This window comes from Streptomyces sp. NPDC042102, from assembly GCF_055582305.1.
Genome location: NZ_JBVJDL010000001.1, coordinates 1,617,950 through 1,641,317 on the forward strand (window position 1 = coordinate 1,617,950; position 23,368 = coordinate 1,641,317).

The 23,368-nt window shown below is 76.7% G+C and carries 4 protein-coding genes; 2 read left to right on the top strand and 2 right to left on the bottom strand.

The window, feature by feature from the left end; genetic code table 11:
• Positions 1-18 precede the first annotated feature (18 nt).
• A complete protein-coding gene (locus ACZ6KO_RS06705; RefSeq protein WP_469300840.1) occupies positions 19-10,734 on the bottom strand; it encodes an amino acid adenylation domain-containing protein in 10,716 nt (3,571 codons plus the stop codon).
• Positions 10,731-18,581 carry an amino acid adenylation domain-containing protein gene (locus ACZ6KO_RS06710; RefSeq protein WP_469300842.1) on the bottom strand — a complete coding sequence of 2,617 codons (7,851 nt, stop codon included), beginning with the start codon at positions 18,579-18,581 and terminating at the stop codon, positions 10,731-10,733. Before ACZ6KO_RS06710 ends, ACZ6KO_RS06705 begins: the two co-directional genes overlap by 4 nt.
• Positions 18,582-18,868: 287 nt before the next feature.
• Here ACZ6KO_RS06710 and ACZ6KO_RS06715 point away from each other — a divergent pair, with 287 nt between their 5' ends.
• Both ACZ6KO_RS06715 and ACZ6KO_RS06720 read left to right on the top strand, forming a co-directional pair.
• Complete coding sequence (locus ACZ6KO_RS06715) at positions 18,869-20,362, top strand: glutamate synthase subunit beta (RefSeq protein ID WP_469300844.1); 1,494 nt, start codon at positions 18,869-18,871, stop codon at positions 20,360-20,362.
• Positions 20,363-21,009: 647 nt separating this feature from the next.
• Positions 21,010-23,250, top strand: coding sequence for an FUSC family protein (locus ACZ6KO_RS06720; RefSeq protein WP_469300849.1), 2,241 nt, complete (start codon positions 21,010-21,012; stop codon positions 23,248-23,250).
• Positions 23,251-23,368 lie beyond the last annotated feature (118 nt).

Genomic DNA, 23,368 nt, shown 5'->3' on the forward strand with positions numbered 1-23,368 from the left:
TGGTACCGGTTCTCGGGGTCAGACGGTCCGGTGACCGTCCGGTGCCGCCGCTGCGAGGGCCTCGGCGAGCCGTTCCGCCAGGACGGCGGCGTACGGCGGGTCCATCAGGGTGTGGTGGTTGCCCGGGATCGTGGCGTGGCGCACCGCCGCCCGCGTCCGCGGCCGCCAGGGCGCCGGATCCACCAGCGGGGTGGCGAGCTCCGCGTGCCGCTCCGTCACCGTGAAGAGGTGCAGGTCCGTGGCGAGCACGGCCTCCGTGCGGTACGCCGCGGACGCCGCCCCGTTGGCCTCGGCGACGCGCAGCATCCGCCGCAGCGCCGCCACGGCCGTACGCCGGGGCAGGCTGCCGTTCTCGCGGCCCCGCCGTACCAGAGCGTCGAGCAGGGCGTCCTCGTCCAGCTCCCGCGCCTGCCGTGCGTCGAGCCCGGCGGCGATGCCGTAGCGCAGCAGGTCCGGATCGCCCGCCGTGGCGTCCGCGCGCGCCGCCGGACCCGGGGCGGCGGTGTCGACGAGGCCGAGGAAGGCGACCTCCTCGCCGGCCGCCTCCAGGCGGGCCGCGATCTCGAACGCCACCGTGCCGCCGAACGACCAGCCCGCCAGCAGGTACGGACCGGCCGGCACCTCGTCCCGGATCGCCGCGAGGTAGCGCTCCGCCATCTCGGCGACCCGCTCCAGCGGCGCGTCCGCGGTGTTGTAGCCGACCGACTCCAGCCCGAGCACCCGGCGGGGCCCGTCCGCACCCGCGCCCAGCTCGCGCACCAGGTCGCGGTAGCAGACCACGTCGCCGCCGCGCGGATGGACCAGGATCAGCGGCGGCCGGGACGGATCCCCGTCGGCCAGCGGCACCAGCAGCCGCGCCGAGGCGGCCGCCGCCTCCGGCAGCGCCTCGCACAGCAGCTCCACGGTGGACTTGCGGAACACCAGGTTCAGCGGCAGCTCCACCCCGAACTCCCGGCGTACCGCGCCCATCAGCTCGAAGGCCTTCAGGGAGTGCCCGCCGAGCGCGAAGAAGTCGTCGCGCACCCCGACCGGTGCCGTGCCGAGGACCTCCTCCCACAGCCGGGCCATCCGCAGCTCCGCCGCGTCGCGCGGCGCCACCCCCGGCGTGCCGCCCGTGCGGGCCGCGTCGACCGACGGAGCGGGCAGGGCCCTGCGGTCGAGCTTCCCGTTCGGGGTGAGCGGCAGCCGGTCCAGCGCCGTCAGCACGCCCGGCACCATGTACGCCGGCAGGTCCTCGCGCAGGAAGTCCCGCACGGCCGCCACGTCGCCCGCCCCGGCCCGCCAGGTCATATAGCCCACCAGCGTCGCCCCGACTCCCTGGCCGTGCACGGCCACGGCCGCCGCGAGCACCTCGGGGTGACGGGCGAGCGCCGCCTCGATCTCGCCCAGCTCGATCCGGTGCCCGCGCACCTTGACCTGGCCGTCGGCCCGGCCCCGGTACTCCAGGGAGCCGTCCGGGAGCCGGCGCACCAGGTCCCCGGTGCGGTAGAGCCGGCCGCCGGCCGTGTACGGATCGGGGACGAACCGCTCGGCGGTCAGCCCCGGCCGCCCGTGGTAGCCGCGGGCCACTCCGTCGCCGCCGATGAACAACTCACCGAAGACACCGACCGGTACGGGCCGCATCCGCTCGTCGAGGACGTACAGCCGGGTGTTGGCGAGCGCCGAGCCGATGGGCACCGGAGCGTCGCCGTCGCCGGCCGTCAGCCGGTGGGCCGTCGACCACACGGTGGTCTCCGTCGGTCCGTACACGTTCCAGACCGGCCCCAGGGCGGCCCGCATCCGCGCCGCGAGCGCCGCCGGCAGGGCCTCGCCGCCGCACAGGGCGCGTACGTGCGGGGCCTGCCAGCCGCTCTCCATCAGCTGGTGCCAGGTGGCGGGCGTGGCCTGGACGACGGTGACGCCCGCCGCGTCGAACTCCTTGGCCAGCAGCGTGCCGTCGCGCGCGGTGTCACGGTCGACGACCCGGACGGTGGCGCCCCGGGTCAGCGGCACCAGCAGTTCGAGCACGGCGATGTCGAAGGAGACGGTGGTGACGGCGGCGACCGCGTCGCCGGCGGTCAGCTCCAGGCGGTCCGCCATGTCCCGGGCGAAGTTGGCCAGCGCCCGGTGCGGCACCATCACGCCCTTGGGGCGGCCGGTCGAGCCCGAGGTGTACAGGGCGTACGCCAGCTGCTCCGGAGCGACCGCGCCCGGGTCCGCCTCCGCGTCCGCCTGGCCACCGTCCGGTACGGCGAACAGCGCGTCGAGGTCCACCACCCGTACGCCCTCGGGCACCGGGAGCGCCCCGGCCGGGCCCGCGGAGGCCACCAGCACCCGCGCGCCGCTGTCGCCGAGCATGTACGCGACCCGGTCGGCCGGGTACTCCGGGTCGACCGGCACGTACAGCCCGCCGCCGCGCAGCACGCCCAGCAGGGCGACGGGCAGCAGGGCCGACCGCTCCACGCTCACCGCGACCGCGGTGTCCGGCCCGACACCGAGCGCGGAAAGCTCCCCGGCCAGCCGGCCGGCGAGGTCCCACGCCTCGGCGTAGGTCAGCCGCCGCATCCCGTCGTCGAGGGCCACGGAGTCCGGCGTACGGGCCGCCTGCGCGCCGACCAGCGCGTGCAGCGGTAGCGCCGGCACCTCCTGGGCGGTGTCGTTCCACCGGTGCAGCACCTCCCGCTCCTCCTCGGCCCCGAGCAGGGCCAGCGATCGGACGGGGGCGTCCGGGGCGGCGACGGCCGCGGTGAGCAGCTCCACCAGGGCCGCCGTCATCCGCGCGACGGTCTCCCGGCCGAAGAGGTCGGTGGCGAACACGGCCTCGCCGCGCAGCTCGCCGTCCTCCTCCGCGAAATACAGGGAGAGGTCGAACTTCGAGGCGCCGCTGCCGAGTTCCACGGGCTCGGCCGCGAGGCCGGGCAGCGTGGGCGCGGGCGGCCGCTCCTCGCCCAGGACCAGCATCACCTGGAACAGCGGGTTGCGGCTGAGGTCGCGTTCCGGGCGGACCTCCTCGACCAGGCGCTCGAAGGGCACGTCCTGATGGGCGTAGGCCCCCAGCGCCGTCTCCCGGGCCCGGCCGACGAGCGCGCCGAAGCCCACGTCGCCGGACAGGTCGGTGCGCAGCACCAGGTTGTTGACGAAGAAGCCGACGAGCGGCTCCAGTTCGGCCCGGTCCCGGCCCGCGACAGGCGAGCCCACCGTGATGTCGTCGGAGCCCGACCAGCGGGCCAGCAGCGCCTGGACGCCGGCCAGCAGCACCATGAACAGCGTCGCGTCGTGGCGCCGGCCCAGCGCGCGCAGCTCGCGCAGCAGCGGCGCGGGCAGCACGAAGGGCAGCTGGTCGCCGCGCCCGGAGGGGGTGGCCGCGCGCGGCGCGTCCGTGGGCAGGTCCAGCGGGGCGAGCCCCGCCAGCCGCTCCCGCCAGTACGCGAGCTGGTCCTCGACCAGCTCGCCTGTCAGCCGGTCGCGCTGCCACGCCGCGAACTCCCGGTAGGAGACAGCGAGTTCCGCGAGAGGTTCGGCGCCCGGTTCGGTGCGGGCGCGGTAGGCGGCGAAGAAGTCCTGCCAGAACACCCCCACCGACCAGCCGTCGAACGCGATGTGGTGGGCGACGAGGACCAGCAGGTGCTCGTCCTCCGTGATCCGCACCAGACGGGCGCGCAGCAGCGGTGCGGTGGCGAGATCGAAGGGCCGGGCGGCGTCGGCCGCCGCCAGCTCCCGGGCCCGCGCCGCGGCCCGCGCGGCGCCCAGCGCGGCCAGATCGGTGTACGCGGGCGTGAACACGGCCGCGTCCTCGGGCACGAGCCGGGCGCCGGCCCCACCGGCCCCGTCGGACCCGTCGCCGCCTTCGCCGTCTGCGGCGATGCGCGAGCGGAGGACCTCGTGGCGCTCCACGACGTCGCGCAGCGCACCCAGGGCGGCCGCGGTGTCCAGCTCGCCCCGCAGGCGCATCGCGCCGGGCATGTTGTAGTCGGGGCGGCCCGGCTGGAGGCGGTCCAGCAGCCACAGCCGCTGCTGGCCGAAGGAGAGCGGACCGGGGCCGGCGGGCAGCGCCGGGATGGCGGCCCCGGCCCGGGTGTCCAGCGCGGCGAGCGCCCGGGCGAAGTCCTCGGCGACCGGGTGGCGGAAGAGCAGCTGCATCGGGATCTCCCGCGCCAGCCGCGACCGCAGCCGGGAGACGACCCGGGTGGCGCGCAGCGAATGGCCGCCCCGCTCGAAGAAGTGGTCGCGCATGCCGACCGTACCGCTGCCCAGCACCTCCTCCCAGACCTCGGCGACCGTGCGCTCCAGCGGCGTCCGCGCGGCGACCGCGACTCGGTCGCCGGCCCCGTCCGCGCCGGGCGCGGGGGCGGGCAGCGCCCGTCGGTCCACCTTGCCGTTGGGCGTCAGCGGCAGCGCGTCCAGCACGACCAGCGACGAGGGGACCAGCGCGGCGGGCAGGACCTCGCGTACGGAGTCCAGCACGGCGCCGGGCCCACCGGCCGGACCGGCCGGACCGGCCGCACCGGCCGCACCGGCCGCACCGTTGAGGGGGTCCCCGCCACCGTCCGCCGCCGCGCCCCGGACGCGCCACACCACGTACGCGACCAGGGCCTTGTCCTCGCCCTTGCCGTGGGCGGCCACCACCGCGCGCGCCACGTCGGGGTGGCGCAGCACGGCCGCCTCCACCTCGCCGAGCTCGATCCGGTGGCCGCGTACCTTGACCTGGTTGTCGCGGCGCCCGTGGAACTCCAGCACCCCGTCGGCCCGCAGCCGCACCAGGTCGCCGGTGCGGTACATCCGGCTGCCGGGCGGACCGTAGGGGTCCGGCAGGTACGCCGCGGCCGTCCGGACGGGATCGCCGAGATAGCCGAGGGCGACCCCGCGCCCGGCGATGAACAGCTCGCCGATCGCACCGCGGGGGAGCGGTTCGAGGTGCGCGCCGAGGACCAGGACGCGCGCCCCGGGCAGCGGCCGGCCGATCGGGATGCGACCGGAGGCGATGTCGGCGTCCGTGACCACGTGGTAAGTGGTGGTGTTGGTGCACTCGGTGGGGCCGTACTGGTTGACCAGCCGCAGCCGGTCCGCCGGCCCCAGGGCGCGCGCGGCGCCCGCCAGCCCGGCGGTCAGCGCCTCCCCGGTCGTCATCACCAGCCGCAGCGCCGGGCAGGGCTCGGCCACCGCGTCGACGAGCGGGGCCAGCATCGAGGGGACGATGGACAGGACGGCCGTGACGTGCTCCGTGCGCAGCAGCCGGGCCAGCGCGTCGGGATCCGCGGCCTCGTCCGCCCCGGCCAGCACCACCCGGCCGCCCGTCGTCAGCGGGGCGAACAGGTCCCGGACGGACGGGTCGAAGGTGAGCGCCGTCCGGGCGAGCACCGTGTCGTCCTCGCCCAGACCGAACGTCGCGGTCAGGGCCGCCAGATAGCCGGTGATCGCGGCATGCGGCACCGCCACGCCCTTGGGGCGGCCGGTCGAGCCCGAGGTGTACAGCAGGTAGGCCAGCCCGCCGGGCCCGCCCGCGCCGGCCGCCGCGTCCGGCAGGGGTTCCGGGGACAGCGCGTCGATCCGCGGCTGCTCCCGGTCCAGGTCCAGGTCGAGGACGGGCACGGCGGCCGGCAGGCCGTCCGGGACCCCGTCGGGCAGCCCGCCCGTCAGCACCAGCCGCGCCCCGCTGTCCGCCAGGACCGTGGCGATCCGCGCGGCCGGGTGGCCGGCGTCCACCGGTACGAAGGCGCCGCCCGCCTTCAGCACGGCCAGGACGGCGACCACCATCCGCGTGTCGCGTCCCGTCATCACGGCGACCGGTGCGCCGGGGCCGACCCCGTGCTCCCGCAGCCGCCGCGCCAGCCGGTTGGCCGCCGCGTCGAGCTCCGCGTACGTCATGGAGCGGCCCGCGCAGGTCACCGCCACCGCGCCGGGCCGGCGCCGGGCCTGCGACTCGACGAGCGAGTGCAGCATCGGGGCCGGGGCCGGGGCCGCGAGCTCGGTTCCCTCCGCCGGGGCCGGGCCGAGCAGCGCCGCCCGCTCCTCCGCGGAGAGCACCTCCAGCCGGGACAGCCGGTCCCCGGGCCGGTCGGCGGCCGAGCCCAGCAGCCGCAGGTACGCGGCGCCGAAACGGTCCATCGTGGCGCGGTCGAAGAGGTCGGTGGCGAACTGCAGCGTGCCCGTCAGACCGCCGGGGTGCTCGGTCATCGCCAGACCGAGGTCGAACTTGGCCGTCCCGTTCGCCGTGTCCAGCGACTCCACGCGCACCCCGTCCAGCGGCAGCGCGTCGAGCTGCTCGGGGTGCAGCTGGAACAGCACGTCGAACAGCGGGTTGCGGCTGAGGTCGCGCTCCGGCCGCAGCTCCTCCACCAGCCGGTCGAAGGGCACGTCCTGGTGCTCGTACGCGGCCAGCGCCGTCTGCCGCACGCGGCCCAGCAGTTCGGTGAACGCGGGATCGCCCGACAGGTCGGTGCGCAGCACCAGGGTGTTGACGAAGAAGCCGATCAGCGGCTCCAGTTCGGTCCGGTCACGGCCCGCGATGGGGGAGCCGACCGTGATGTCGTCCTGCCCCGTGCAACGGGCCAGCAGCGCCTGGAAGCCGGCCAGCAGCACCATGAACAGCGTCGCCCCGCGCGCCCGGGCCAGCGAGCCCAGCCGCGCGGCGAGCTCCGCCGGCACCTCGAAGGTGATCACGTCGCCCGCGCCGGAGCGCGCCTGCGGGCGCGGCCGGTCGGTGGGCAGCTCCAGTGCGGCCAGCCCCGCCAGCGTCTCGCGCCAGTGCGCGATCCCGGCGTCCGCCGCGCCCTCGCCCAGCCGTCGCTGCTGCCAGTGCGCGTAGTCGCCGTACTGGACGGTGAGCGCAGGCAGCGCCGGGCGCTCGCCGCGCCGCAGCGCGCCGTACGCCGCCGACAGCTCCCGCCACAGCACCGGCATCGACCAGCCGTCGCCGACCGTGTGGTGCAGGACCAGGACCAGAAGGTGCTCGTCCGCGCCCACCCGTACCACACGGGCCCGCAGCAGCGGGGCGGCCGTCAGGTCGAACGGCGCGGCCGCGTCGGCGTGCGCGAGCCCGAGCGCCCGCGAGCGGGCCTCCTCCGGCGGCAGGTCGCCGAGGTCGGTCAGGAGCGGTACGAACACCTCCGCCGGCGCCACCCACTGCACGGGCCCGTCGGGGCCCTCGCCGATCCGCGAGCGCAGCACCTCGTGCCGCGTCACGACGGTGCGCAGCGCCTCCAGCAGCGCGTCGGCGTCCAGCGGCCCGTCCATGCGGGTGACGACGGGGATGTTGTAGTCGGGCCGGCCCGGCTGGAGCTGGTCCAGGAACCACAGCCGCTGCTGGGCGAAGGACAGCGGAGCCGGCTCCCCGGCCGGCCGGGGCGTGATGACGGCGCCGGCGGACCCCGGGCCGGAGCCGGAACCCGCGCCCGCCGCGGTGCCGCCGTGCAGCGCGTCCAGGGCGGCGGCGAACCGCTCCAGGACCGGGTGCTCGAACAGCAGCCGCAGCGGCACCGCGCCGCCCAGCCGGGCCGCGAGCCGGGAGACCACCCGGGTGGCGCGCAGCGAATGGCCGCCGAGCGCGAAGAAGTCGTCGTGCCGGCCGATCCGGTCGACGCCGAGCACCTCGCCCCACACGGCCGCGGCCAGTTCCTCGCCGGCCGTCGCGGGGGCGGCGAACTCCGCCCTGCGCACGCCCTGCCCGGCCGGTGCCGGCAGGGCGCGCCGGTCCAGCTTGCCGTTGGGCGTCATCGGCAGCGCGTCCAGCGGCAGGATCGCGGCGGGCAGCATGTACGCCGGCAGCCGGGCGGCCAGCGCGCGGTGCAGCGCGTCCGGGTCGGCGCTCTCGCCGGGCACCGGGACGACGTAGGCCACCAGCCGCTGCTCGCCGGGCGTGTCCTCGCGGACCACCACCGCGGCGCGCCCGACCTGCGGGCAGCGCGTCAGCTCGGCCTCGATCTCGCCCGGTTCGATGCGGAAGCCGCGGATCTTGACCTGCTGGTCGGCGCGGCCCAGGTAGTCGACGGTCCCGTCGGGGCGCCGCCGGGCCAGGTCGCCGGTGCGGTACATGCGCGCGCCGGGCGGGCCGTAGGGGTCGACCACGAACTGCCGCGCGGTCAGCCCCGGACGGCCCAGGTAGCCGCGGGCCACGCCCGTGCCGCCCACGCACAGCTCACCGACCGCGCCCTCGGGCACCGGACGGCCGCGGCCGTCGAGGACGTACAGGCGGGTGTCGTCCAGCGGGGTGCCGATGGGCACGCGCCCGTCGACACCGTCCCCGGCGCGGGCGTCCAGCCGGTGCCGCAGCGCGAACGTGGTGGTCTCGGTGGGACCGTACGCGTTGGTGAGCAGCGTGTCCGGGGCCGCTTCCAGGGCCCGGCGGAACGCCTCGGGGGAGGCGGCCTCGCCGCCGGTCCACACCTCCCGCACCTCGGTGAGCAGCTCCACGCACTCGTCGACCACCAGGTTGAACAGGGCGGCGGTCAGCCACAGCGTGGTGATCCGGTGCTCGCGCACCAGCCGCGCGAGCGCCGCGGTGTCGATCCGGCCGGGCGGCGCCATCACCACCTGGCCACCGGCCAGCAGCGGCACCCACAGCTCGTACGTGGAGGCGTCGAAGGACAGCGGGGAGTGCGCGAGCACCCGGCGGTGGGCCGGGCCGAACGAGGCGTCGCGGGCGAGCGCCGCGACATTGGCGTGCGTGACCGCGATGCCCTTGGGCTCGCCGGTCGAGCCGGAGGTGTACATCACGTACGCCAGCTGGTCCGGGGCGCACGGCGCGGGGGTGTACGCCGCCCCATCCGGCCCCTCCGTCCCTTCCGGCCCCTCGCTCGCGGTCGCGTCCAGCACCGGGACGGGCGAGGCGGCCACCGCCGCGTGCGCCGCCGTCACCGGGTCGGCCAGCAGCAGGCGGGCGCCGGTGCGCTCGACCATCCAGTGCAGCCGCTCCACCGGGAAGGACGGGTTCAGCGGCACATAGGTGCCCCCGGCCTTGAGGACGCCCAGCAGCGCCACGGGGACGTGCACCGAGCGCTCCATCAGCAGCGCCACCGCGCACTCGCGGCCCACGCCGGCCCCGGCGAGCCGGGCGGCCAGCCGGGAGGAACGGGCGTCGAGTTCGGCGTACGTGAGCCGCTCCGCGCCGCACACCACCGCATCCGCGTCCGGGGAGCGCCGTACCTGCTCGGCGAAGAGGTCCACCAGCGTGGCGGGTGCCAGGTCCGCGCGCGGCGTGCCGTGGCCCCGGCCCACCAGCCGGGCCGCCGCGCCGGCGGACGGCAGCAGCTCGGCCAGCGGCCGCTCGGGCGCGTCGGCGGCCGCCGCCAGCAGCTCCAGGTAGTGGCCCAGCAGCAGTTCGGCCGTGGCGGTGTCGAAGAGGTCGGTGTCGAAGACCAGCGAGCCGGTGCAGCGGTCGGCGCCCTCCGCGACGAACACGCTCAGGTCGAACAGCGAGCCGCCGAAGTCGGTGCCGACCGGCTCGGCGGTCAGGCCCGGCAGCCGCAGCCCGGCGGTCTCGTCCTGCGCGGACGCGAACATCACCTGCACCAGCGGGTTGCGGTCGCCGACCCGCTCCGGGCTCAGGTGCTCCACGACCCGGTCGAAGGGCACCTCCTGGTGGTCGTACGCGTCCAGCGTCACGCGGCGGACCCGGCCCAGCAGCTCCCGGAAGCCGATCACGCCCGACAGGTCGGTGCGCAGCACCACGGTGTTGACGAAGAAGCCGATGAGAGGCTCCAGTTCCACCCGGTCGCGGCCCGCGACCGGGGTGCCGACCGCGATGTCGTCGCTGCCGCCGCAGCGGGCCAGTACGGCCTGGAAACCGGCGAGCAGGGTCATGAACAGCGTGGCGCCCTGGGCCTCGGCGAGCCGGCGAAGCCGGTCGGTGAGGCCCGCGTCGAGGGTGAAGCCGAGGCTGCGCCCGTCGCCGCTGCGGCGGGTGGGCCGGGGCCGGTCGGTGGGCAGTTCCAGCGGCTCCAGCCCGGCCAGGCACCGCTCCCAGTGGCGCAGCTGCCCGTCCATGGCGCCGCGCTCGAAGCGCTGGCGCTGCTCACGGGCGTAGGCCTGGTAGTCCAGCCGCAGCGGCGGGTCGGGCAGCGGCCGGCCCTGGACCAGCGCCGTGTAGCCGGCGGAGAGTTCCTGCCACAGCAGGGTCATCGACCAGCCGTCGGTCGCGATGTGGTGGACCACGAGCACCAGCAGGTGCTCGTCGTCGGCGAGCCGGATCAGCAGGGCGCGCAGCAGCGGGCCGGCCGCGAGGTCGAACGGCTTGCGGGCCTCGGCACGGGCCAGGCCGAGGGCCCGCCGCTCGCGCTCGGCGGCGTCGCCGCCCCCTTCCGGCGCGGGGGAGCCGAGGTCGAGCAGCGGAAGCGGCACGGCCTCGGGGGCCGGCAGGACGACGGGGTACGGCGACCCGTCGCGCTCCTCGAACACCGTGCGCAGCGGCGCGTGCCGGGCCACGACGGCGGTCAGGGCGCGCCGCAGCGACTCGGCCCGCAGCGGGCCGCGCAGCCGGACGACCTCCGGTATCGCGTAGCCGGGCGTGCCGTCCGCCATCCGGTCCACCAGCCACATCCGCTCCTGGGCGAAGGAGGCGACGGGCGGGGCGGGTTCGGCACCGGTGCCGGGAGTGTCCCCGGCGGCGGGTGCGGGGGCGGGGGCGTCGGGATCGGTGCTGCCGGGCGCCGCGGCGTCCGAGGACGCGGCCAGCGCGTCCCGCACACGGCGGCGCAGCAGCTCACGGGCGGCGGCCAGGCGGCTGTCCACCGCGGCCGGCCGGCTCTCCTGGGTGGTCACGAGGTCTCTCCCTGAGGTACGAGTGACAGCGCGTCATCGGCCGTGGCGGCCGCGATGTCCGCGAAGAGGGCCGTCTCGATCGCGACGGCGAGCTCGGCGACGGTCCGTTGTTCGAAGAGGGTGTGCAGGGGCAGTTCCAGGCCCAGCGTCTGGCGCAGCCGGGCCGCGACCCGCGTGGCGCTCAGCGAGTGCCCCCCGAGGGCGAAGAAGTCGTCGTGGCGCCCGATCTCCGACACGTCCAGGACCGACTGCCACACCAGGGCGACCAGTTCCTCGGTCTCGCCCTCGGGAGGTTCGTGACCGGTGGCCGCGGTGGCCGGGGCCGGCAGGGCCCGGCGGTCGAGCTTGCCGTTCGGCGTGACCGGCAGGTCCTCGACGAGGACCACCAGCGGCACCATGTACTCGGGTAGCGTGCGGGCCAGTTCGGCGCGCAGCTCGGCCGGGTCCGGGTGCGTCCCGGGCGCGGGCACGACGTATCCGACGAGCCTGCGCTCGCCCGGGGTGTCCTCGCGCACGACCACCGCCGCGCGGCCGGAGCCCGGGAGCCGGGACAGCGCCGTCTCGATCTCGCCGAGCTCGATCCGGAACCCGTGGATCTTGACCTGGTCGTCGGTGCGGCCGAGGTACTCCACCGCCCCGTCCGCCCGGAACCGGGCGATGTCGCCCGTCCGGTACATCCGCGACCCGGGCGGCCCGAACGGGTCCAGCGGGAAGCGCTCGGCGGTCAACTCCGGCCGCCGCAGGTAGCCGCGCGCCAGCCCGGCGCCCGCCAGGTACAGCTCGCCGGGGACCCCGATCGGGACGCGACGCCCCGCCGGATCCAGCACGTACAGCGCGGTGTTCCAGATCGGCCGTCCGATGGGCACCGGTCCGGTGTCGGTGCGGCGGCAGTCCCAGTGGGTGACGTCGACCGCCGCCTCGGTGGGCCCGTACAGGTTGTGCAGCGGCACGTCGAGCACATCGAGGAACCGGTTCTTCAGCGCCTCGGGCAGTGCCTCGCCGCTGCAGATCACCCGCCGCAGCGACCGGCACGCGCCGGCCGCCGGGTCCGCCACGAAGGCGGCCAGCATGGACGGCACGAAGTGCACGGTGGTGACCGACTCGCGCCGGATGACGCCGGCCAGGTACGCCGGATCCTTGTGGCCGCCGGGCTCGGCGACGACCAGCGCCGCCCCCGTCAGCAGCGGCCAGAAGAACTCCCACACCGAGACGTCGAAGCCGAACGGGGTCTTCTGCAGCACCCGGTCGTCGGGCCCGAGTCCGTAGCGGTCCTGCATCCACAGCAGCCGGTTGACGATCGCCGCGTGCTCCACGACCACCGCCTTGGGCCGCCCGGTCGAGCCGGAGGTGTAGATGACGTAGGCCGGGTGGGTCGGCAGCGGCGCCTCGCCGGGACCGCCCTCAGCGCCCCCGGCCGGGCCGTCCGGGCCGTCCGCCGTGTCGGGGCGCACCCGGGGCAGCCCCGGCGCGGCCGGGAGCCCGGCGTCCACGTCCGGTGTGGTCAGCAGCAGCACGGGTGCGGCGTCCTCGAGCAGGTAGGCCACCCGCTCCGCCGGCAGCGAGGGGTCGACCGGCAGGTACGCGGCGCCCGCCTTCAGTACGGCCAGCAGCGCGAGCACCATCCCGGTGGAGCGGTGCAGGGCGACCGCCACGATCGTCTCCGGACCGGCCCCGCGCGCCCGCAGCACCCGGGCCAGCCGCCCGGCGCGCGCGTCGAGCTGCGCGTACGTCAGCCGCTCGGCGCCGAAGACGGTGGCCAGGGCGTCCGGGGTCCGGGCGGCCTGCCGCTCGAACAGCTCCACCAGGGTGGTGGCGGGGACCGGGACCGGCGTGCTGTTCCACTCCTCCAGCAGCCGGTGCTGCTCGGCGGAGAGGAGGTCGACCGAGCCGACGGGGCGGCCGGGCTCCTCGGCCACCGCGGTCAGCAGCCGCTCCAGACCGTCCGCGACACTGCGCGCGGTCCGGGCGTCGAGCACGTCGGGCCGGTGGTCGAGGTGCAGCCGCAGCCGCTCGCCGGGCAGGACGATGAGGTTGACGGTGTAGTGGGTGGCGTCCGCGCCCTCCACCCCGCTCAGCCGGACCCCGCCCGCCAGGTCCCGCAGGGACTCCAGGTCCAGCGGATAGTTCTCGACGACGACAGTGGTGTCGAAGAGCGTGCCCAGCCCGGCCGCCCGCTGGATGTCGGCCAGCCCCAGGTGCTGATGGTCCATCAACTGGGCCTGCTCGTCCTGGAACCGGGCGAGCGCCGTCAGCAGCGGCTCCTCGTCGCGGATCCGGAAGCGCACGGGCAGGGTGTTGATCAGCAGGCCGACCAGCCGCTCGATCCCCTCGACCTCGGCCGTGCGGCCCGAGACGGTCCCGCCGAACACCACGTCGTCACGGGCCGTCAGCCGGCCCAGCAGGACCGCCCAGGCGCCCTGGACCACGCTGTTGAGGGTGACGCCCGCCGCCCGGGCCCGCTCGGTGAGCCGGGCGGTCCGCTCCGGCGAGAGCTCCAGCGTGATCCGCTCGGGCAGCGCGTCGAGCCGGTTCGGGTCGGCCGCGCCCAGCAGGGTGGGCTCGGCCAGGCCCGCGAGGGCCCCGCTCCAGGCGGCCGCGGCCGCCTCCCGGTCCTGGCGTCCCAGCCAGGCCAGGTAGTCGCCGTAGGCGACCTCCGCGACGGTGGCGGCGGGCTCGGCGCCGGCCGACTCGGCGCCCGTCGACTCGGCGTCCACCGACTCGGCGTACGACGTCAGCAGATCGCGCAGCAGTACGGCGGACGACCAGCCGTCCCACAGGATGTGATGGTTCGTCATCACCAGCCGGTGCCGGGCCTCGCCGACCCGGACCAGGGTGAAGCGCACCAGCGGCGGCCGTTCGAGGTCGAAGCGGCGCATCCGGTCCTCGGCCAGCAGCCGCTCCCAGGCCGCCCCGCCGTCCGCGGCGGCCGGACCGGTGAGGTCCACCACCTCCCAGGGCGTGTCGACCGCGGCGGGTACGACCTGCACGGGCCGGTCCAGGCCGCGGTCGGTGAACGCGGCCCGCAGCGCGCCGTGCCGTCGCAGCAGCCGCCCGCAGGCCGCGCGCAGCGCGTCCGCGTCCAGCGCGCCGTCCAGGGTCAGCACGATCTGCCCGGTGTACGCGTCCATCCCCTGGGCGTCGTACGCGGCGTGGAAGAACAGGCCCTCCTGGAGGGGCGAGAGCGGCAGGACGTCCGCGAGCCCGGGACAGCGCTCGGCCAGGCCGTCCACCTCCGGCCGCGTCAGCCGGACCAGCGGCAGGTCGCGCGGCGTCAGCCGGGCCGGGCCGGCCGGGGCCGACCAGGCGGCCAGCTCGCGCAGCGCCGCCTCCCAGGCCGCGACGAGGGCTTCGGCCTCCGCCGTGGAGACGAGGGCCTGCGGCCAGGTCAGGACGGCGGTCAGGGCCGGGCCCGCGGGGCCGTCCACCGCCAGCGCGTCGATCTGGAGGCAGTGGTCGACCGGCATGGCCGGGTCGGCGTCGGCGCGCAGTCCGCCCGCCTCGGGGGCCGGGGTCCAGGGCGCCTCGCCGGAGCCGTCGAAGCGGCCGAGGTAGTTGAACAGCACCCGGGGCCGGGGGAGTCCGGCCAGCGCCGCCGCCGTGCCGGGGCTGAGGTGGCTCAGCAGCCCGTAGCCGGTGCCGTGGTCCGGCACGGCGGCGAGGCACTCGTGGACCCGCCCGACCAGCTCCGCCACATCGGGCCCCGGCGCGGCCGGGGCGTGCGGGCCGGACTCCTGCGCGTCGAGGCCGCGCAGATCGAGCCGGACCGGGTACTGCGTCGTGAACCAGCCGACCGTCCGCGACAGGTCGTGCACTCCCGTACGGTCCGCCCGCCCGTGGCCCTCCAGGTCGACCAGCAGCGCCTCGGGACGGCCTCCCGGTACGGCGGGGTCGTGGGCCGCCAGGGCGAGCGCCGCCAGCAGCACCTCGGTGGGCCCGGTACGCAGCGCCGCGGGCACCTCGGCCAGCAGCCGACCGGTGACCTCGGCGGGCAGGGACAGCGTCAGCGTCCGGGTCGTGGCCACGGTGTCCCGTACCGGATCGGGCACCCGGTCCCACAGGGCCGCGGCCGTACCGGCGACGGGTGCGGCGGCGGGCGAGGTGACGGGCGCCAGGGTCTGCTGCCAGAAGGGCAGTTCGGCCAGCACCTCGGGGGAGCCGGCCCGCCGCTCCAGATGACCGGCCCAGTCGCGGAAGGAGGTCCCGGTCGCCGCGAGCCGCACCGGCCGCCCCGCGGCGACCGCGTCCCACGCCTCGGCGAGGTCCGCCATCAGGATGCGCCAGGAGACGCCGTCCACGGCCAGGTGGTGCACGCACAGCAGCAGCCGCCCGGGGACGTCGGCTCCGCCGTCGAAGTGGACCGCGCGCACCATCCGCCGCTCGGCGGGGTCCAGTTCACCGGCCGCGTCCGCCGCCGCCCGCTCCAGGAGAGCGGCGCGGGCCGTGCCGTCGAGTCCGGCCGTCCCGATACGGCGCAGCAGGCCCGCGGCGGCCACGCAGCCAGGCTCGCCGACCGCGCACAGCGCGCGCCCGTCCGGGCCCTCGGTCACCCGCATCCGCAGGGCGGCATGCCGGTCCAGGACCGCCTGCAGGACCCGGACCAGCCGCTCCTCGTCCGCCCCCTCGGGCAGGGTGAGCACCAGGGACTGGCTGAACCGGCCCACGGGCCCGGGGCCGTCCAGCAGCCAGCGCATGACGGGCGTCGCGGGCAGCTCGCCGTACTCCTCGGGGGTGTCGGCGGCGGCCGCCGCCGGGGCGGCGTCGCCCACCGCCGCCGCGAGGGCGGCCGCGGTCTTGTGCGCGAACACCTCGCGCAGCGTGAACCCGAAGCCCTGCGCCCGGGCCCGGCTGACCAGCGTGAGCGCGGTGATGCTGTCCCCGCCGAGCTCGAAGAAGTTGTCGTCCGGCGTGGCGGGACGGCCCAGCGCCTCGGCGAACAGCGCGCCGAGCCGTTCCTCGACGGCCGTGTACGTCCGCCCGGGCCGCGCCGGTGCCGTCACGTCGGCCGGCGCCTCGGGCACGACCAGCGCCTTGCGGTCGACCTTGCCGCCCGCGGTCAGCGGCAGCCGGTCCAGCGCCACGAAGGTGTGCGGCACCATGTACCGCGGCAGGGCGTCCTCCAGATGGGCCGTCAGCACGTCGGTCCCGGCCACGGACCCGCCGGGCACCGGGGCCACGAAGGCGACCAGCCGGCGGCCCGCGTGCGGCGCCTCGTGCACGACGACCGCCGCCTGGCCGACCGACGCGTGCCGGGCCAGTACGGTCTCGATCTCGCCCGGTTCGATCCGGTGGCCGTTGACCTTGACCTGCTGGTCGATCCGTCCGAGGAACTCCAGCTCCCCGCCGGCCGTCCAGCGCACCAGGTCACCCGTCCGGTACATCCGGGCCCCGGGCACGGCGGCGAACGGATCGGGCACGAACCGCTCCGCCGTCATCCGGAGGCGTCCCGCGTACCCCTGGGCCAGCCCGTCGCCCGCCACGCACAGCTCACCGGCGGCCCCCGGCGGCAGCAGCCGCAGCCGGGGATCCACCACGTACGCCCGGTGGTTGACCATGGGCCGCCCGATCGGCGGCACCCGGCCCGCCGACGGCGAGGCGCACCGGTGCATCGTCACCGAGACGGCGGCCTCGGTCGGCCCGTACGCGTTCCACACCGCACGCCCGCCGGCCGCCCACCGCTCGACGGCGTCGCCGGACGGCGCCTCGCCGCCCGTGGACAGCACCCGCAGCGCGGGCAGCGCGTCCGGGTCGAGCAGCGGCAGCAGGGCGGGCGGCAGGTCGGCCACCGTGACGGCGCCGTCGGCCAGCAGCGCCTGGAGCCGGTCCACGTCCACCCGCTCCTCGTCGGTGGCCAGCACCAGCGTGCCGCCGCTGAGCAGCGCGCCGAAGACGTCGAGGACACAGACGTCGAAGGAGAGCGAGGCGAAGCCGAGGAACCGCTCGCCCGCGCCGACGCCCGTGAGCGCGAGGTGCCCGAGGACGAAGTCGGCCGCCGCGGCGTGCGACACGAGCACGCCCTTGGGCTCGCCCGTGCTGCCGGAGGTGTACAGCAGGTAGGCGGGCGCCGCGGCGGGCAGCGGCACCGGCGGCGTGACGAGGCCCGCGCCGTCGCCCGCGTCGCCCGCCGGCCCCGCCGGTACGACCGCCGGACCCGCCGGCAGGCGGTCGGCGGCGGCTTCCCCGGCCACGACCGTCCGGATCCCGGCGTCGGCCACGACGTACGCGATCCGGGCCTTCGGCAGCCCGGGATCCAGCGGTACGTAGGCCGCGCCCGCCTTCAGGATCCCGAGCAGCGCCGCGACCATGGCCGGCGAGCGCTCCACGCTGATCCCGACCGGCTCCCCGGGCGCGGTCAGCGGCCGCAGCCGGGCCGCGACGTCCCGCGCCCAGGCGTCCAGCGCGCCATAGGTGAGCTCCTCGCCGTCGCAGACCACGGCCACGGCGTCCGGTGTCCGCGCCGCCTGCTCCTCGAACAGGTGGTGCAGGCAGCGGTCCACCGGGGCCCCGCCCGTGCCGCCGTCACCGAGGACCGCCAGCCGGGCGCGGTCGCCTTCGGTGAGCAGGTCCGGCGCGTCGACGGGGGCGTCGGCGCCCGCGGCCGCGAACCCGACCAGGAAGCGCGTGAACCGCTCCAGGTGGCCCGCCAGCTCCGCGGCGCCGGCGTCGGCGGCGTCCACCTCGGCCTGGACGGTCAGCGGGCTGTCCCCGCCGCGGTCGTAGACGTTGAGCGACAGGTGGTCCACCGGACCGACCGACAGGTTGTGCGCGGTCGCCGGGGCACCGGCGAAGGACAGCGCGTAGTCGAACGACATGAGGTTGACCGCGGCGTCCCACATCCGGTCGCCGGACGTCTGCTCCTCGATGCGGTACCGCTGGTGCCGCAGCACCTCCTTGATGCCGGCCGAGGTACGCCGCACCAGCTCACCGACGCCCGTCGCACCGGTGACGGTCAGCCGCAGCGGAAGGACCTTGGAGAACATGCCGATGGTCCGGCGCGCCGCGGGGGTGACGCGGCCGGTGACCGGCAGGCCGAGCACGATGTCCTCGGCACCGTTCATCCGGTGCAGGTACGCGGCGGCCGCGGCCATCACCAGCGCCGACCACCGGGTGCCGTACCGCCGGGCGGCGTCCCGCAGCGCGCGGGCGTCCTCGTCGGTCAGGTCGCGCCGGACCCGTACCACCTCGCCCGTCGGCCGGGCCGGGGCACTGCCGGTGAAACCGACGGGCTCCGGGGCACCGGCCAGCTTCGTACGCCAGAACGCACGGTCGCGCTCGTACTCCTGCGACCCCCGGTAGGCGTCCTCCTCCGCAACGATCTCCCGCCAGGGCGCGGAGCCGGACGCCGGTACGGGGGTGCCCGCCACCAGCGCGGAGTAGACCTCGGCGGTCCGCCGGGCCACCAGGGAGCCGCTCACGCCGTCCATGACGATGTGGTGGTAGCCGTGCAGCCACGCGTACGCCTCCGGCCCGGTCCGCACCAGCAGGTGCCGGCTCACGTCACCGGTGGCGAGGTCCATCGGCCGGGCGAGCTCGGCCCGCATCCGCGCCTCGGCCTCGGCGACCGGATCGGCGGACCCGCTGACGTCCACCGTCTCCAGCAGCAGCGGGGCCCGGCCGGCGGGGACCTGCCGTACGGAGCCGTCCACTTCGGCGAAGCGCATGCCGAGCACGTCGGTCTCGTCCCGGACCCGGCGCAGCGCCTCCTCGAAGAGCGCCGGGTCCACGGCGCCACGGATCTCCAGGTACTCGCCGATGGTGTAGTCGCCACGGGTGGGGTCGAGTTGCTGCGCGAACCAGACGCCGGCCTGCGGCGACGTCAGGGGCAGGAACCCGCGGTCATCAGTGGACATGCGGTGCTCAGTCTCCTCGGTCGGATCGGTCGGATCGGTCGATCAACGACGACGTGAGCCACCCTCCGCGACGGCCGGACCGCCCGACAGTCACACAAACGCGCCCCTTGACAGGCGCCGCGGAAGGAGGGGCCGGTCCCGGTACCGGATTGTCGTGACGGGGGACGGTGGAACCGGGGAACCGGCGGCCCGGCCTCCCGCCTCCGGCCGTCGCCGGGTGGGCGCCCCGGAGGCGGCGTAGCCTGGTCGGAACGCCGTATCCGCCCCGTGAGCCAGGGAGGCGGCGCATGACCGACCCGCACGGCTTCCTCCGGATCCCCCGCCGCCCCGTCCCCGCCCGTCCCGCGGCCCTCCGCCTCGGCGACTGGCGGGAGGTCTACGCCGGCCAGGCGCTGCTGCCCCTGGTGTGCGAACAGGCCGACCGCTGCATGGACTGCGGCCTCCCCTTCTGCCATCACGGCTGCCCGCTGGGCAACCTGATCCCCGAGTGGAACGCCTATGCCGCGCACGGGGACTGGCGGGCGGCCGCGGAGCGGCTGCACGCGACGAACAACTTTCCCGAGTTCACCGGCCGGCTCTGCCCGGCGCCCTGCGAGGACGCCTGCGTTCTGGCGATCAACGCCGATCCGGTGACCATCAAGAACGTCGAGCAGACGATCGCCGACCAGGCGTGGGAGTGCGGGTACGCCGAGCCGGCGCCGCCCGGGCGGCTCAGCGGCAGGACGGTGGCCGTCATAGGCTCCGGCCCGGCCGGGCTGGCCGCGGCCCAGCAGCTGACGAGGGCCGGGCACACGGTCGTCGTCTACGAGCGCTCCGACCGCGTCGGCGGACTGCTGCGCTACGGCATCCCGGCGTTCAAGATGGAGAAGGCACACCTGGAGCGCCGGATCGCCCAGATGCGGGCCGAGGGCACCGCCTTCCGTACGGACACGGACGTCGGCGGCGGCGTCGACGCCGCCGACCTGCGGCGCCGCCACGACGCGGTCGTCGTCGCGGTCGGGGCCGGCGAACCCCGGGAGCTGCCCGTACCGGGCCGCGAGCTGCACGGTATCCACCAGGCCATGGACTACCTGACCGGTGCCAACCGGGTCGGCGAGGGCGACGTCGAGGCGCCCGCCGTCACGGCCGAGGGCGCGCACGTGGTGATCGTCGGTGGTGGGGACACCGGTTCGGACTGCCTGGGCACGGCGCTGCGACAGGGCGCGACGTCGGTGGTCCAGCTCGACATCCGCCCCGAGCCGGGACCCGGCCGGCCCGATGCCGAGCCCTGGCCGCTGGTGCATCCGCAGGTGTACCGGATCTCCCACGCCCACGAGGAGGCGCGCGGCCGCCACGGCACCGATCCCCGGGTCTTCGCCAGTGCGACCCTGCGCTTCGAGGGCGACGCGGCGGGCCGGGTGCGGGCGCTGCACCTGTCCGAGGTCGAACCCGCGGCGCGGCGCCCGCTGGTGGGCACCGAGCGGGTGATCGAGGCCGGGCTGGTCCTGCTGGCACTCGGCTTCTCCGGCCCCGAGCGGGCCGGTGGTCTGGGCGAACAGCTCGGTCTCAGCCGGGACGAGCGGGGCAACTTCGCGAGGGACGCGGGATTCGCGGCCCTCGGCGCACCGCCGGACCGCACGGACGGGGTGTTCGTCGCGGGCGACGCCGGGCGCGGTCAGTCCCTGGTGGTGTGGGCCATCGCGGAGGGCCGCTCGGCGGCCGCCGCCGTGGACCGCTACCTGACGGGCCGAACAGAACTCCCGGCCCCCGTCGCGGCGCACGACCGCCCACTGTCGGCATGACTGGCCCGGCCGGCCCGGTTCGGGCCTGACGGCCCGGACAGGGCGGACGGCCAGGCGGACGGCCCGGACCGTCCGGGGTGCCCGTGCCCGGGCGGTCCGGAGCCCTTCCAGGGCAGCTCGGGGCTTCGTGGGGGCTGCCCCGGAAGGGCCGGCGATGACGGCCCCGCCGGGACCAGGGCAGGCCGACCACGTCGGGGACGCTGGGCGTGCCGGGCGTGCCGGGCGTGCCGGGGACGCCGGGCGTGCCGGAGACGCTGGGGGCGTCGGGGACGCTGGCCACTCCGAGGCCGCCGGCCCACGGCAAGGACGCCGGCCATGCCATGGACGCCGGCCACGCCGAGGACGTCAGGAACGCTGCGCATGCCGAGCATGCCGAGCATGCCGAGCTGGTCGAGGACGTCGACCACGCCGGGCATGCCCAAGTCACGTACGTCGATCGCGTCGATCGCGTCGAGCGGGCCGCGCAGGCTGCGCGGGCCGTCGAGGCCGTGAACGGCGGGCGCGCACGGCCCGGGCGCCAGCGGTCTCGCCCGCGGTTCCAGGGCCGCGTCCGCCGGCCCGGCACCCCCCTGCGGTCAACGGTCCGGGCCGTGATCGTCCGGGACGTCCGCCGTGCCGGGCGGGGCGCGGTGCGTGATCCTGGTGCCATGGGCGCTGATCGCGGCCGCACCGGCCTGCGGGGCACGGGGGCGTACGCCGCGGCGGGCCGCCGGTCCGTCCGCGTCACGCTGGCCGCGTGCGCCGGGTTCTACCTCTTCCGCTACGGCCTGGACCAGCGGACCGCCGCGACGTACGCGCTCTTCGGTGCCGTCTCCATGGCCGGCCTCTCCCGGATCCCGGGCACCGGCCGCCAGCGGGCCGCCGCGCTGGTCCGCCTGCTGCCCCTGGCCTGGCTCCTGATCGCGGCCGGCACCCTGCTGGCCGTACACACCTGGACCGCGGTCCTCGGCATGCTGGTCATCGGCTTCACGCTGGCGTTCGCCGCCGCGGCGGGGCCCCGGCCCGCGGGGGCCGGCCCCGGGCTCCAGCTGCTGTACATCCTGCCGAGCTTCCCGCCGTACGCCCCGGACACCCTCGACGAGCGGCTCATCGGAGCGACCGTCGGCATCGGCCTGCTGATCGCCGCCGAGGCCTTCCTCTTCCCCGATCCGCCGACCGTCCCGTACCGGGAGATCGCCGCCCGCGCCGCCGGTACCGCGGCACGGTGCGCCGCGGCGGCGGACACGGCCCCGTACGCGGTGGGCGGTCCGCTCCTGGACGAGGCCCAGCGGGTGAGCCAGTCCCTGCGGCCCTCGCAGGTCGCCGAGGCCGACCGGCCCGCCGGCCCCTCCCTGCGCGAACGGGCACTGGCCCACACCGGACTCACCACGCGCACCCTCCTCAACCGTCTGACCCGGCTGCCCGCCGCCCCGCCCGGACAGCGCGGACAGCCGGACGCGGATGCCGGGCCGGACCTGCTCCGCTCCGTCGGACGGCTCTGCGAGGAGGTCGCCGCGCAGCTGCATGGCGCGGGGCCCGGGCGCCCCGGGAAGCGCCCCGGCCCCGGCCCCGGCCCCGAGCCCGAGCCCGAGCAGCCCCTCTCCGCCCGGACCCGGCTGGCACAGGACCGGGCCGCGGCCGCCGGGACGGACGCGGGGGACCCCGACACGCTGCGCCGCCGAGCCGCCCTCATCGAGGTGGCCGACGCCGCGCTGGCGATGGGCACCGGAGCCGACCTCGCCGTACGCGGCCGCGCGGCGGGGAAGGAACTCGTGGACACCGGACGGTTCTGGTACGCCCACCACAGAGCTCCCGCGCTGTGGTGGTACCGGCTGCAGGGCCACGCCGCCGGGCGGTCGGTGTTCTTCCAGAACGCCGTACGCCTCGGCCTCGCGCTCGCCGCCGCCCGCACCGTCGCCGGGCTCGACACCCTCCCGCACGGCTTCTGGGCCATGCTCGCCACCCTCTCGCTCACCCGTACCACCGTCACAGAGACCCGTGCCTCCATCCGGCAGGCGCTCACCGGCACGCTGATCGGCGCCCTCGCCGCCGGCACCGTGCTCGCCCTCGGCGGTACGGATGTGCTGATCTACGGGATCGTGCTGCCGCCGCTGATGCTGTTCACCTTCACCGTGGGGCCGGTCCGCGGCATCGGCTGGGCGCAGGCGCTGTTCACGCTGGTCGTGGCCCTGGTCTTCGCCCAGCTGGCCCCGGCGACCTGGAGGCTGGCCGAGGTCCGGCTCCTCGACGTACTCATCGGCAGCGCGATCGGCGCGGTGTTCGGCCTGCTGGCCTGGCCCCGGGGGGCGCACGACGAGCTGGGTCGGTCGGTGGCCGTGCTGCTGCGCGGGGCCGCCGAGGTGGTCGTGGCCACCGCGGCCGCGCTCGCGGCGGGCGGCGCGCGGCAGACGGGGCCACAGCCGGGCCACGGCTCGCTCCAGCACAGCCTGGCGATGGCCGAATCGGCGTTCGCGCAGTACCAGAGCGAGGGGGTGCGGCCGGCCGATGACGCCGACCGGCCCGCCGTGGACTGGCAGAACGCCCTGATGACCGCCCACCACACGCTGTGGGGGGCCCGGCGGCTCCTGGAGCCGGCCCCGGGTTCACCGGCCACGGCGCCACCCCTGGGCACGGCCGAGGCCGAGGCCGTCCTGCGGCTCGGGGACCGGGTCGCCGGGCGGATGCTGGTGGCGTCGGCCCACCTCGACCCCGGCGACGACACCCCCAAGGCCCCGGTCGGCTCGCGCCCGCCGGCGCCGCCCCCGCCGGAACCGCCGGGCGCCCCCGCCACGTACTACGCGGCCGTCTCCTGGCTGGAGTCGCTGCTGGCCGACCTGGACCGCGTCACGGCGGGCGCGTCGGCGACCGCCCCGCCGCCGACGCGAGTACCGACGCCGGACAGGCCCTGACGCCGCATCAGCCAACGTCTGCCCTGCCTGTCGGTCAGGGCATGGATGCCAGCCGCCAGCCCACCCTTGATGAGATCGAAGACCACCACGCCAGCCACACGGTGCCTGATGCGGCACC